This is a genomic window from Thalassotalea sp. HSM 43, assembly GCF_004752005.1.
Lineage (GTDB): Bacteria > Pseudomonadota > Gammaproteobacteria > Enterobacterales > Alteromonadaceae > Thalassotalea_A.
In genome coordinates this window covers 1599817-1612152 of record NZ_CP038493.1, presented here as the reverse complement: position 1 = coordinate 1612152, position 12336 = coordinate 1599817, and the positions used below count along the sequence as shown (strand labels likewise).

13 protein-coding genes are annotated in these 12336 nt (G+C 43.9%); 6 read left to right on the top strand and 7 right to left on the bottom strand.

Going from position 1 to position 12336, the window contains the following annotated elements; translation table 11 throughout:
* Nucleotides 1-8 precede the first annotated feature (8 nt).
* Together bfr and E2K93_RS06905 are read right to left on the bottom strand one after the other, a co-directional pair.
* Complete coding sequence (gene bfr / locus E2K93_RS06910; RefSeq protein WP_135438391.1) at nucleotides 9-497, bottom strand: bacterioferritin; 489 nt, start codon at nucleotides 495-497, stop codon at nucleotides 9-11.
* 97 nt (nucleotides 498-594) lie between these two features.
* Nucleotides 595-1050, bottom strand: coding sequence for a hypothetical protein (locus E2K93_RS06905; protein WP_135438390.1), 456 nt, complete (start codon nucleotides 1048-1050; stop codon nucleotides 595-597).
* Nucleotides 1051-1335: 285 nt separating this feature from the next.
* Here E2K93_RS06905 and E2K93_RS06900 point away from each other — a divergent pair, with 285 nt between their 5' ends.
* Complete coding sequence (locus E2K93_RS06900; RefSeq protein ID WP_135438389.1) at nucleotides 1336-2688, top strand: APC family permease; 1353 nt, start codon at nucleotides 1336-1338, stop codon at nucleotides 2686-2688.
* Here the strand turns inward: E2K93_RS06900 and E2K93_RS06895 are convergent.
* The 3 genes from E2K93_RS06895 to E2K93_RS06885 all read right to left on the bottom strand — a co-directional run bounded on the left by E2K93_RS06895 (nucleotide 2661) and on the right by E2K93_RS06885 (nucleotide 4607).
* Entirely contained in the window at nucleotides 2661-2987 is a 327-nt protein-coding gene (locus E2K93_RS06895; protein ID WP_135438388.1) for an antibiotic biosynthesis monooxygenase family protein, read from the bottom strand. The genes E2K93_RS06900 and E2K93_RS06895 overlap by 28 nt on opposite strands.
* On the bottom strand, nucleotides 2987-3598 hold the full coding sequence (locus tag E2K93_RS06890) for a DUF938 domain-containing protein (protein WP_135438387.1): 612 nt from the start codon (nucleotides 3596-3598) through the stop codon (nucleotides 2987-2989). Before E2K93_RS06890 ends, E2K93_RS06895 begins: the two co-directional genes overlap by 1 nt.
* Before the next feature lie 136 nt (nucleotides 3599-3734).
* Nucleotides 3735-4607 carry a mechanosensitive ion channel family protein gene (locus E2K93_RS06885; RefSeq protein WP_135438386.1) on the bottom strand — a complete coding sequence of 291 codons (873 nt, stop codon included), beginning with the start codon at nucleotides 4605-4607 and terminating at the stop codon, nucleotides 3735-3737.
* A gap of 167 nt (nucleotides 4608-4774) precedes the next feature.
* On the opposite strand from E2K93_RS06885, the gene E2K93_RS06880 reads away from it, so the two are divergent.
* From E2K93_RS06880 to E2K93_RS06870, 3 genes are all read left to right on the top strand, one after another.
* Nucleotides 4775-5032: a hypothetical protein gene (locus tag E2K93_RS06880; protein ID WP_135438385.1), complete on the top strand. Its 258-nt coding sequence runs from the start codon at nucleotides 4775-4777 to the stop codon at nucleotides 5030-5032.
* Between the two features lie 264 nt (nucleotides 5033-5296).
* Nucleotides 5297-5662: a CidA/LrgA family protein gene (locus tag E2K93_RS06875; RefSeq protein ID WP_135438384.1), complete on the top strand. Its 366-nt coding sequence runs from the start codon at nucleotides 5297-5299 to the stop codon at nucleotides 5660-5662.
* Nucleotides 5655-6386 (top strand): LrgB family protein, encoded by a 732-nt coding sequence (locus E2K93_RS06870; protein WP_135438383.1) that lies wholly within the window; start codon nucleotides 5655-5657, stop codon nucleotides 6384-6386. Before E2K93_RS06875 ends, E2K93_RS06870 begins: the two co-directional genes overlap by 8 nt.
* Before the next feature lie 2 nt (nucleotides 6387-6388).
* Here E2K93_RS06870 and E2K93_RS06865 read toward each other — a convergent pair whose 3' ends face one another.
* On the bottom strand, nucleotides 6389-7552 hold the full coding sequence (locus E2K93_RS06865; RefSeq protein ID WP_135438382.1) for a helix-turn-helix domain-containing protein: 1164 nt from the start codon (nucleotides 7550-7552) through the stop codon (nucleotides 6389-6391).
* Between the two features lie 384 nt (nucleotides 7553-7936).
* Here E2K93_RS06865 and E2K93_RS06860 point away from each other — a divergent pair, with 384 nt between their 5' ends.
* On the top strand, nucleotides 7937-10054 hold the full coding sequence (locus tag E2K93_RS06860) for a PKD domain-containing protein (protein WP_135438381.1): 2118 nt from the start codon (nucleotides 7937-7939) through the stop codon (nucleotides 10052-10054).
* A 145-nt stretch (nucleotides 10055-10199) separates the two neighbouring features.
* Entirely contained in the window at nucleotides 10200-11156 is a 957-nt protein-coding gene (locus E2K93_RS06855) for a LysR substrate-binding domain-containing protein (protein WP_135438380.1), read from the top strand.
* Nucleotides 11157-11204: 48 nt separating this feature from the next.
* Here E2K93_RS06855 and E2K93_RS06850 read toward each other — a convergent pair whose 3' ends face one another.
* Nucleotides 11205-12161, bottom strand: a complete 957-nt coding sequence (locus E2K93_RS06850) for a transporter (RefSeq protein ID WP_135438379.1) — start codon at nucleotides 12159-12161, stop codon at nucleotides 11205-11207.
* Nucleotides 12162-12336 lie beyond the last annotated feature (175 nt).

The window sequence follows — 12336 nt, the reverse complement described above, 5'->3', positions numbered from 1 at the left end:
TAGTGCTCCTATGCGACCGGCGGCTCATCACCCATTTGTGATTGCAGGTAATTCTCAATGCCGATTTTATCAATCAGCCCCAATTGTTGCTCGAGCCAGTAGACATGATCTTCTTCGGTATCGTAGAGCAGTTTCTCTAGAATTTCTCGCGACTGATAGTCGTTCTCCGTCTCACATAGGGCGATAACATCACGCACACAGTCAACAACCTCTAGTTCTAAGGTCAAATCGTTTTGCATCATCTGTTTGACATTGCTGCCGATCAACAACGCACGACGGTCTACCAAGTTAGGCTGACCTTCAAGAAATAACATGCGTTTGATTAACCAATCGGCGTGTTGGGTTTCTTCTTCACGCTCATGTTCAAGACGTTGGTACAGCTTATTTAAGCCCCAGTCTTCGTACATTCGAGAATGAATAAAATATTGGTCGATGGCAGCGAGTTCGTTGGCGAGTAGGCGATTAAACGCATCAATTACTTTTTGACTACCTTTCATGGGTACTCCCAAAATTGGTGGGTGTGTATCCAAGAATAGCGCAAATTCTCTGACCCGCTAGCCGAGTCAGAGTGATTCAAGCAATAACCGCTAAATTTTAGTTGCTGAGGTATTTTAAGGTTTGATTATTAACACATTGGGTGAAACTTTTTTGTCGCTCTTGGCGAGGTAAATCTGCTAACGCGGCTTTTACTTGCTGCATATTTTGCTGGCGCTGTGCCTCATCGAGTTGCGCCATTTGGTCGTAAAAACAAGCAGCGATGCCGTAATTAAGCGCCGCATCAGATGCCAATGAATTGTCACCAAGGCAGGCGGTTAAATCGTTTGCCAGAGTTTCTTTGTCGGTCTCTTTAATAAGCTTGGTAAAGCTTGGCATCTGTTCGCCTTTTTCTAATAGGCAACCATAGTACATATCTGCCACCGCAACTTTGGGCATCAGCTCAGAGTGTTGTTTGGCAAATGCATCAATCATAGGGTTAGGTTGGGTATCGTCACTGGCTTGGCTGGTTAAAGGTAAGCTGGCAACAAGGATAGCGGTGATCAGTGTTTTCATCTGGTAAATATCCTAATAGCGTATGCACACAGGGTAATGAATGTTTTACAAAAAAAAAAGCCCTACACGATAGTAGGGCTCTAAAAAGGGATATCTCAGGGAGAGAAAACGAATGAAAAATCATTCTGCTAAGCATTATATAGTTGCTTAAAAATAAAGCTGTTATCGAAATGTAATTGTTGCGCCAACTTTGTGAAGCGCTTTGTAAGTGCTTAAAATATAAACAAATGACAAGTGTGGTTTGTTAGGTAATACTGGTAAAAAAACAACAAGAGTAGCGATTTTATGTCTGATCACGGTTTAATTCGTACCTTATCACGTAAAGAAGTGCTGGTTTTAGCGGTTGGTGCCATGATTGGCTGGAGCTGGGTGATCATGACCGGTGTGTGGATAAGCTCGGCGGGAACCTTGGGCACACTGCTGGCATTTGTTGTTGGCGGCTTCGCTATTTTACTGATCAGTTTGACCTACGCCGAACTGGTATCGGCGATGCCCAAAGTCGGCGGCGAACATGTTTATACCCAACGGGCTTTTGGCCGCACGGGCTCATTTATCTGTACCTGGGCCATTATCATGGCCTACGTTACCGTGCCTATCTTTGAAGCGGCGGCATTACCCACGGCAATGGAGTATTTATTTCCTAACATCAAACTTGGCTATTTGTGGCGCATATACGATGCCGACGTGTACATCAGTTACGCCATTATTGGCGTGGTCGCTTCAATCATCATGACCTTGATTAATTACCTCGGTGTTAAGTTTATGGCGGTGGTGCAAACCACTATCACCTCGGGCTTTTTAATTGTTGGTGTGATGTTTTTGGCCGGAGTTGGTGTCAATCTCGACTTTGCCAATGCCCAGCCCTTGTTTGTTGATGGCCACATCGGCTTTTTTGCGGTACTGACGATGGTGCCTGCGCTGATGATAGGCTTTGACGTTATTCCGCAATCTGCTGAAGAGATTAATCTCAAGCCAAAACTGATTGGCAAGTTATTGGTAATTTCGGTTGCCGCTGCGGTGTTGTGGTATTGCTTGATATCCCTTGGCGTGGCGTTATCCCTTGATAACCAACAAATAGACAACAGCATTATGGCAACCGCCGATGCGACAGCCGAAGTATGGCAGGGGCAATGGGCGGGTAACTTGATGGTGGTTGCCGGTATTGCCGGCATCATTACCAGTTGGAATGCGTTTATTCTTGGCGGCAGTCGCGCCATTTATGCGATGGCAAAAGCAGGCATGCTACCTGCGGTATTTGCTCGAGTACATCACAAACATCGCACCCCGTATGTGGCGATTTTATTTATTGGTGTGTTGTCTTGCATCGCACCATTTTTTGGCAAAACCATTTTGATCTGGCTGATTAACTCGGGCAGTTTTGCCGTGGTAATTGGTTATGGCATGGTGGCATTGGCGTTTTTGCAATTACGCAAAACCGAGCCAGACATGCCACGGCCATTTCGCGTCAAACATGGGGTGTTGGTAGGTCGCAGTGCGTTTATTTTGAGCTTATGTTTGGCCTATGTTTACATGCCGTGGGGACCAGGTTCATTACTCTGGCCCTATGAATGGGTTATGGTGTTGGGTTGGGTATTGCTTGGCGTGATTTTTTACGCGCTGTCGTCGGCAAAGAAGTAATCTCGCTCAACTAAGCAGATGCGGGTGGCGTAGGTCTTATACCAATGTTTGCGCCCCATTTGTTGGGCGATCACGTGCTCGCTTTGTTGTTTCCACTGCTTGATAGACTCAAGATCTTGCCAATAGGATACGGTGATACCCAGCTGCTCTCGCGCCGACTCTTCACCCAGAAAACCGGCATGTTGCTCGGCCAGCTCTAACATTCGCTCGGCGGTACGGCCATATTCGGGATCGTCAGACTGTAAGGTGCTGGTAAAAATAACCGCATAGTATGGCGGTGTTGGGGTCTTGGCAATCATTAGCGTCTCCAAACCAGTAATTGATTATTCGCCGGCATTGTAATGTCCTGTTCAAGGGTAAAGCCATAGCGTTGTGCCAGCTCATTCACCGCTTCAAAATCACGGATACCACTTAACGGGTCGCGGTCTTTTAACCACAATTGAAAGTCAGCATTCGATGCACTGGTATACTCGCCGCCGTATTTAAATGGACCATAAATAAGCAAGCTGCTCTGTTGTTTACGCAAGCTGGCATCAGCCAATTGAAACAGCTTTTCAACCAAGGACCAAGCAACAATGTGTAAGGTATTGGCGCTGTACATGGCATCATAATGTTGCTCTGGCCAGCTGTTTGATTGCGCTAAATCAACGCTGAGTGGTGCCGGCAGATTGGCTAAATCTAATTGTTTTAGATTGTGGCTTAAGCCGGCAATATGTAAGGCAATATCACTGCATTGCCAGGTAAGGTGGCTTAATGCTGGCGCAAAATGGCCGGCGTGTTGCCCAGATAAACTGCCAATTTCAAGGATGTTGCTATGCTCGGCAAGTAACGGCGAGAGTTGCTCGAGGATCACCTGCTTATTACGTTCGCAAGAGGGTGAAAAATTCACCGTATTCAGTTCGGTTAACATGGTATGTGGTTGTCACAGCTAGGGTTTAACGTTTGTAAGCAATATAGCTTGTATTGGCTAGCAAAGGAACCGTTGCGCTGCTGTCATTGTCACTAGATTGAATTTGCCATCCATGGCTATTTTACGTCAGATGAATTCAATCGCTGGCCTTTTCGGCAGGGTAAAAATGCACATCGCGTTGTGGGAACGGAATGCTGATGCCTTCATTGTCAAAGGCAAGTTTGAGCTGTTCATGTACGGCAAAATACACTTCCCAGTAATCTTCGGAACGACACCATGGACGAACAAAAAAGTTAACTGAGTCGGCGCCGTGTTCACCAACAAAAATATCAGGCGCTGGGCTTTTTAAGATGCGCTCTTCGGCAGTCAGTACCTTTTGCACAACTTCGCGTACATGGGCTATTGAGTCGTTGTAGCTAACGCCAAATTTCATATCCACACGGCGAGTGCGCATGGCAAAGTCATTAACCAAACAGCCATTAGATAACAAGCCATTAGGAATAAAGATTTTGCGGTTATCAAAGGTCACCAAAATGGTATTAAAGATTTGAATTTCTTCAATGCGACCAATAAAGCCTTGTGCTTCAATCACATCACCGGCTTTAAATGGGCGGAAGAATAAAATAATGATACCACCAGCGAAATTGGCCAAACTGCCTTGCAATGCCAAACCAACCGCTAAACCCGCGGCACCTAATAGGGCGACAAGCGATGCGGTTTCGACACCTAACATTGAGGCGAAAATGATTATGGCAATCGCCTTTAAACCAAGGCTTAGAATATTTAATAAGAACTTGTGCAAGGTAACTTCAACGTTACGCTTGCTCATTGAGGCGTCAACCATACCAATCAGGCGTTTGACCATCCATAGCGATATCCACAGAACAACAACGGCAATAACAATTTTGCTTGCCAGCATAATGAATAAATCGATAAAGGTACTGATGTGTTCTTGCAGTGATTCTACGTTTATATGTTCGAGAAGCTCGGAATCTTCTATAGCATCCATAGTTAAAACCTAATTAAGTTTTTATTATTACATCTCTGAATATAGTAGAAATTTTTTCAATCTGCCGAACCGAGCGAGGATTTTTTTAAGCTTATTTACGCCTTTTTGTAATAAATCGACGGAGGCCATGACTATAACAAGTAATCAGCTAAAAAGAGGAACAGAAAATGTTAGAATTTATTGGTTTATTTAGCCTTATTTTATTAGCCATGGGCATTGGTTACTTGTGCGATAAAAAATACGGCACCAACATGATGTCGGTAAATAGCAGTGACTTTGACTTAGGTTCACTTTTTACCGATACAACAAAACAACAATCGGCCAAAGATGATGAAATCGCCTCATTAAAACAGCGTGTGGCGGTATTAGAAAAGCTAGTGACCGACAGCCAGTATGATCTAAAGCGTCAAATCGATAACTTATAAGACGCTAAGCCTTAAAAAACGCTCAACTAGGCACACAAACGTCCATACCAGTAGCATTTGCAAGCTTAATCAATGCTGACATTTAAAAGCGCAATTGCTGCTGGTGTTGTTTGTTCTCGCCGTCATAACTGATATATTTACTCTGCTATTTATCAACCACGCAACATAACCTGTGCCGCTGTCTATGGCAGTCAGGTCAACAGTCAGGCGAGCCGTTTAAGACTAGGTTATGTTGAATAAAAAACTAACGATTAAGCGAGTTACATGAAGTTTGTATTGGGCTTTGCCATTTTATTGGCGTATCAGTTACTGGGCGAGATCCTGGTCATCTTGTTGGAATTATCCGTATCCGGCCCGGTAATAGGCTTGTTATTGTTATTGGCGACCTTGATTGTGCGTGGCCGAGTTGGCGAATCACTCAACACCTCGTCGAGCCATTTACTGGGTCATCTATCGTTGATGTTTATCCCCGCTGGCGTGGGCTTAATGACCCATTACAAACTTTTGGCGCAAGAGTGGTTGGCAATAAGCGTTGGGTTAGTTGCCGGCACCCTAATTATGCTGTTTAGTTGTGCGCTGATCATGCATGTTTTAGCGAAACTATTTACGCCGGAGGCCATCGATGATTAGTACCGACAAACTCGATGCCATCACAACGTTAATTCATACCTCACCGCTTACCGGCTTATTGATCACCTTATTTGCCTATGCCGGTGCCATGGCGTTATTTAAACGTTGTGGCGGCAACCCGCTACTTAATCCGGTCATCATATCGGTCATCATTATTGTCACTATTTTATTGCTTACTGGCATTTCTTATGAGGATTATTTTAACGGCGGTAAGTTAGTGCACTTTTTATTGGGGCCCGCGGTGGTCGCTTTAGCCATTCCCTTGTATCAGCAACTGCATCGTATTAAGAAGCTGATGATACCAATTACCATAACCTTGTTTTGTTCGATATTTATTGGTGCCTTCAGTGCGATTTACCTTGTGGATTGGCTCGGTGGCAGTTTGTTAACGCAAATCTCTATTGCCCCTAAATCAACCACCACGCCGGTGGCGATGGGCATATCAGAGAATATTGGTGGCATTGTCTCATTAACCGCAGGCCTGGCAACAGCAACAGGGGTTATTGGCGCTATCTTTGGTACCAAAGTGTTTTCGTTAATGGGCATCAAAGATGACAGCATCAAAGGCATAGCCATGGGCTTAACCTCACACGGTATAGGCACCGCAAGGGCGTTTCAGGTTAGCAATACCATGGGCGCATTTTCTGGTTTAGCGATGGCGCTTACCGCCTGTGCAACGGCCATATTTCTCCCCGTGATTCTTACTTGGTTTAATCATATATAACCCTAGGCTTCTAGAGTGCAGTTGCTTTGTCTGTTATTTAAATGGCTTTTTCTATATCGAGACGGCGTCATACCAACGGATTTTTTAAACGCGGTGTTAAAAACCGATTTACTGTTAAAACCAACTTGGTAAATGACTTCTGTTATAGCGGTATCGGGGTGTGTAATAAGAATGTTTTTCGCTTCTTCAATGCGATACATATTGATAAATTCGTAAAAATTAAGCTGAAAATGACGATTAACTGTCATCGATAGCTCTTTGCTCGACATCTGCAGTTGCTCTGCCAATGATTCAATTGATATATCTGAGTTTAAATAGGGCTTATTGCTGCGCATTAATGATTCTATGCGATTAATGTAATCGGGTTTAAAAGCGCTGTTATCGTTATCACCCTGTTTGCTATCAAAAATGGTTGAGGTTCTTGTGACGATGTCAAAAAGCGACATCACCAGCAACGCTATGGTCAATATCATGGTCAGATAATAGCTGCTCACACCTATCAAGCTAAACACTTCACGATCAATTCGAATAAATAAATCAAATACTTTAAATCCGCTCAACACCGCTTCAATTGCCACAATGGTGATAAAGCCTGCTGCTAATGTCATTAACCACTTGTTAGAAAACCTTATCGGTGTCGAAAAATCTTGCTGTAAAAGCAGCTTGAGACAAGCAATTCCATAGCCTAAACGAACAATCTTGATGACCGACTCAAAGCTAACATAATGCCAAGACTCGGTAAGACGCCAGGTACGTATTAAAGTGTGTTTAAGGAAGTAGTCTTGAGAATAATAAACCACAAAAAGATAGACCATAAAGGCGATAAATAAGCCAAAGTGGAGCATATGTTTGGCTTGTAGTTTAAAGCCTTCATTGCTTAGTGATTTAAAACACAAATACAGTAAAACAGCGTCGAGGCAATAACCTAAACTGCCGATAAAAAATAGGTTTGGTGATAATTCGATGATTTCATAGCGAAACTGCTGTCCATAATAGCTAAGTTCATGGGCAGCAATCAGCACGTGGCAAAAAATAAACGCGCAGAGAAGGTAAATATGCAGTGGTTTTTTACTGGCCGATAGAGTCAAAGACAGCGCAATGCTCAAGCACAATATGATGGTTATGATCAGTGATATGTCGTGTAAATTAAAAACAATAACATTCATAGGGTAGCTGTTTTCTTATTATTTATACTATTAATGTGCGTTATCTAGCGCTGAAAATAATTGGTATGTTTTGATGCTAACGTAACTTAAGTTGTCATGCCAGTAAATTTAATTATCTATAAATATCATGGTCTTAATGGTGTTTGTTCGGTTGGTGTAGTCGTTATCCATACCTCTAAAATGCAATGTCGAGTAAATGACCTCGTATTTAGACGACAATTGCTCTGTCTCTCGCTACGTTGAAAGGTGCAAAGGAGTATGCGCAGGTTTTCAGAATAATCGAATCGTTGTTAGCGAACGATTATATGGGGCTGAAAATAAACAATTTCATCAAGGAATAAGAACCAAAAGTTCTAAAACTAAAATAACAGCAAGAGATATAACATGAAAAAAATAACAATGAATGATTTTGCTAAAGCCTGCTTATTGGTTGGCTTATCCACTGGGGCTGCGAGTGTGTCAGCACAACAGTGCCAGGATATTGTTTGGGAAGATAACTTTGACCAAGCAAGTCTGGATACTAACGCTTGGGATATTATGCTTGGCGATGGTTGTAGTTATGGTATCTGTGATTGGGGTAATGGCGAACTACAAAGTTATCAAGCTGAGAACATTACTCTTGAAAATGGCGTAATGACAATCGAAGCTCGAAAAGAGCGCATTAGAGGTTCGCAATATACCTCTGCACGCATTCGTACCGCAAATATGGCCGGTAGTGGTGAATGGGCATTTGGTCGTTTTGAAGCCAGATTTAAGTTTCCTGATGGCCAAGGTATGTGGCCGGCATTTTGGATGCTACCGACCGATCCCGCTGAAGGCTGGCCAATGAGTGGCGAGATAGACATATTTGAATCTGTCGGTCAAAGTGCAAATTTTGCTTATGGCACAATCCATTATGGTCAACCTTGGCCTGACAACGCGCATCAGGGCAATGGCATTATGAAGCAACCTGGTAAATGGTCTGATGATTTTCATACCTATGCCATTGAGTGGGACGCTAATGAAATTCGTTGGTATGTCGATAATTTGCTGTATTCGACCAAAACACCTGCGGATGTAGCACCTGAAAACTGGCCATTTGATGGCAGCAATGATTTTCATATCTTACTTAACTTAGCCGTTGGCGGCTCATGGGGTGGTGAGGTTGATGACTCTGTATTACCGCAACAATTGCAAGTTGATTACGTGCGTGTATTCGCTGGTAAACAGCCAAACCTTGCCGGTAATCACTTACCACAACCAGGTTCAAGTGAAACCTACAGCGTTATTAACCCTGGCGCCAGCACCAGCTGGTCGGTGACCGGCGGTACGATCAGTGGTTCAGGAAATCAAATTGAGGTGCAATGGGACACTGCCAGTGCAAATACAACGCAAGTGCTAACCGCGACGTCGGGTGGTTGTGAAGTATCGACTAATATCTACGTCGGTAAACAATTATCTAGCGAATTGGTTTTAGAAGATTTTGATGGCACCAGCAATATGACCTATAGCGGCAGTGACGGTACCTATGACGCGACGTCAGGTGCACTGACTTATACTCGAAGTGCAGCAGCACAATGGGACGTTATCTTATATTCGACATCGGCTATCAGCGATGCCGGTGCATTTGTGTTGGGCGATAAGGCGTTTCAACTACAAGTAAACAATAACGATCCAGCTTTGGTTGGCAAAGAAATATTAATCCAACTGGAAGATCGTACTGTGGCCACCCCAGACAACTACCCAAGTGGTCGTCATAGCGGTTACAACGCATTTATAGAGCACGCTAATGGCCTACAAACATTAAGATTTCAAATGGTAGATCGTATCGACGGTGCGACGGCAGATTCGTCAGTCGACTCGCTGTTACTTATGACAGATCCAGGTAACTTTACCTCGGATGTGTATGTTATCGATAATATTGAAATCTTAGGTGAGGGTACAGGCACTCCGCAAAATAACCCACCGGTCGCATCCTTTACGGTAAATTGTTCAGAGTTGAGCTGCAGCTTTGATGCCAGTGCTAGTAGTGACAGTGATGGTTCAATCACGGCTTATGACTGGGATTTTGGCGACGGTAATTCCGCATCTGGCGCTAGCGTCAATCATAGTTTTGCCAGTGATGGTACGTATACGGTGACATTAACGGTAACCGATGATGACGCAGCAACCGACAGCGATGCTCAACAGGTTACTGTAACGCAAGGCTCTGCAGAAGCAACCAATGTACAAGTGGCTGCAGTCGTTACCGGCACCATTGGTGCGGGTCGTGGTAAGAAGTTTGGCTCTGCGACGGTCACGGTTGTTGATAATTTAGGTAATGCCGTGGCTGGTGCAACGGTTACCGGTAACTTTAGTGGCTCTTGGAATGAATCAGCAAGTGCTGTTACCGACGCCTCTGGTGTAGCGGTTCTGCAAACATCAAGTTCGTTATCTGGTGGTGTAAGCGTCAACTTCTGTGTATCAGATGTGGCTTCAACATTGCCATTAGACAGCGCACAAAGCTCAGATATGTGTCCGTAATCACATATCACGTGTAACAAAAAGCCCGGTTTGATCGGGCTTTTTTATGCTTAAAAATTACTTTTCTGCATTTGCTAATTGCTAGAATTTACAATCATGACAATACTTTAGATAACAATTTGGCGAATCAATAACTTATGGTGTTATGGCGAACAACCTCAGGCGCATTGACTTAAACTTATTAAATATCTTGGCGGCACTGTTGAGTGAGCCAAGCCTAACCGCGACGGCAAAAAAACTGAATATGTCACAGCCGGCGGTGTCTATGGCCTTACAACGTCTTAGAACCTTATATGATGACCCGCTGTTTGTGCGCGATGGCCGCACCCTCAAAGCGACCGCGAAAGCACGCCAACTTGGCGCTGAAATTAACGGCGCCTTAGATATCATTGAAAATACCTTACCGAATACACAGCTATTTGATCCGGCAAGCTCTAAGGTGAACTTTAAACTCAATGTGTTTAGCTTTGCCGAGCAATTGTTTGCCCCTAAATTACTGGTCAGCCTCGCCGCGATAGCACCGAAATGCACGTTGACCGTCACCACCGATTACCAACAAAACCCATTAGATTTAATGCGTAATCGTGACATCGATTTGCACCTTAATTACCAACATGTCGATAACCCCGATTTTCATTGTCAGTTGGTTGAGTCTGATCCCATGTTGGTGGTCGCCAGAAAAGACCACCCGCGCTTTGCCGATAAGTCTGAAATTTCTATGCAGGAGTTTTTACAGGAGCAACATGCGGTGTATACCTCAGGGTTTAATCTCGATGTGTTTAATCAGGTGTTTATTAAAGAGATGGTTGGGGGCTTTAAAGAGCGGGATATTGTTTATTACGGCTCATCAGAAGTCACCGCTATGTCGCTGATTGCCACCACAGATGTGATCACCATTTTGCCACAAAGCTTGGTGTTATTGCTGGCGGATGTGTTTCCGGTAAAAGCCTTTCAACCACCGTTCCCATGTAACCCGTTAACGACGTATTTGACCTGGCATGTATCGCGGGAATATGAATACCAACATCGTTGGTTTCGTGAGTTTGTTATTGAACAAAGCGTGCGCTTTTTAGATCAACTCAAACAAGCGCCGCTCCCATAATCATTCAAGCAACTATTTAAGCAACTATTCAATCAACTAATCACGCGATCATAACAGTGGGTTTTTTACCACAGGGATCACCACAAAACGAATACCCCATTCAGGACCAAACTCATCGGCCTGCATCACGTAACGGTAACCTTCAACCGCCAGACGCACCGGCGTATCACCAAAGCGAGTCATGTAATCAAAACCTAAACCAACAGGTACGGTATATTTGTCGCTACCGGATTTGTTCCAATCGATGGTGATGTTAGGCGCCATACCGATTTGCAATTTTGATGACATTCTTACACGCCAGATGTATTGAATATCGGTAAGACTTAAATCTTCTTCTTCACCTTTGCTGTTCACCGCTTCTGATTGACCAACACCTTCAAAATGCTGAACCACCGCACCATAGGTGTACTTTTCACCTAACTTGATGGCAATCAAGCTTGGGCCAATGGCAAATTGGTCGGCGCCATTGGTTGATAAATAAGTTTCTTCAGCGGTTGGCAAGAAGGCTGATACACCCAGACCTATGGTCCAGCCATTTTTCGGCGCTTTCGGACCAATTGCTGCCAACACAGCGGTATCACCTAAACCACTTTCGCGATCCATGCCGGGTACTTCAATGCTTTGGAATTGAAATACCGGACGTAATATAAAGTTGTAATCGTTACTAAAATCAAACGACATTACCGGCTGAAACTTGGTGCTGTGGCTGATGTAGCTGTTACCCGCTTTATCTTCAAGCGAGGTGATATCGTGCTGAGCCCATAGCATCCACAGATCCGCTAACGGGTTATTTAATTTCTTTGACAGTTCGGCCAACTCTTCAGTTTCGCTTAGCCCTTGCTGCTCAACTATCTTGCTATTAGCTTTGGGGTTAGCTTTAGCATTGGCATCGGTATTAGCACTTGTATTAGCACCTGTATTAGCACCTGTATTCGTATCGGCAATAGCATTGCCGATAACCCCAAGCGACGCGACAAATGCGGCGGTGAGTAATAGCTTTTTCATGTGGTTGGCTCCAAAACTGTGACAAACGATTTATGCCGCACAGTGTAAGGAGCCACCAATAGTAAGACTAATAAATACAACAGCATAAACACATCAATTTGATTGATGTGTTTATATCTATATGAATTTAAATGACTTTATTGATGTTTCTAGAAAGGAAACTTTACATTTTATT

Bases quoted from the DNA above. Each gene is read 5' to 3' on its own strand.
- E2K93_RS06855 (WP_135438380.1), top strand. From the start codon at position 10,200: ATGGCGAACAACCTCAGGCGCATTGACTTAAACTTATTAAATATCTTG.
- E2K93_RS06860 (WP_135438381.1), top strand. From the start codon at position 7,937: ATGAAAAAAATAACAATGAATGATTTTGCTAAAGCCTGCTTATTGGTT.
- E2K93_RS06900 (WP_135438389.1), top strand. From the start codon at position 1,336: ATGTCTGATCACGGTTTAATTCGTACCTTATCACGTAAAGAAGTGCTG.
- E2K93_RS06890 (WP_135438387.1), bottom strand. From the start codon at position 3,598: ATGTTAACCGAACTGAATACGGTGAATTTTTCACCCTCTTGCGAACGT.
- E2K93_RS06850 (WP_135438379.1), bottom strand. From the start codon at position 12,161: ATGAAAAAGCTATTACTCACCGCCGCATTTGTCGCGTCGCTTGGGGTT.
- E2K93_RS06865 (WP_135438382.1), bottom strand. From the start codon at position 7,552: ATGAATGTTATTGTTTTTAATTTACACGACATATCACTGATCATAACC.
- bfr (WP_135438391.1), bottom strand. From the start codon at position 497: ATGAAAGGTAGTCAAAAAGTAATTGATGCGTTTAATCGCCTACTCGCC.
- E2K93_RS06880 (WP_135438385.1), top strand. From the start codon at position 4,775: ATGTTAGAATTTATTGGTTTATTTAGCCTTATTTTATTAGCCATGGGC.
- E2K93_RS06875 (WP_135438384.1), top strand. From the start codon at position 5,297: ATGAAGTTTGTATTGGGCTTTGCCATTTTATTGGCGTATCAGTTACTG.
- E2K93_RS06885 (WP_135438386.1), bottom strand. From the start codon at position 4,607: ATGGATGCTATAGAAGATTCCGAGCTTCTCGAACATATAAACGTAGAA.
- E2K93_RS06895 (WP_135438388.1), bottom strand. From the start codon at position 2,987: ATGATTGCCAAGACCCCAACACCGCCATACTATGCGGTTATTTTTACC.
- E2K93_RS06870 (WP_135438383.1), top strand. From the start codon at position 5,655: ATGATTAGTACCGACAAACTCGATGCCATCACAACGTTAATTCATACC.
- E2K93_RS06905 (WP_135438390.1), bottom strand. From the start codon at position 1,050: ATGAAAACACTGATCACCGCTATCCTTGTTGCCAGCTTACCTTTAACC.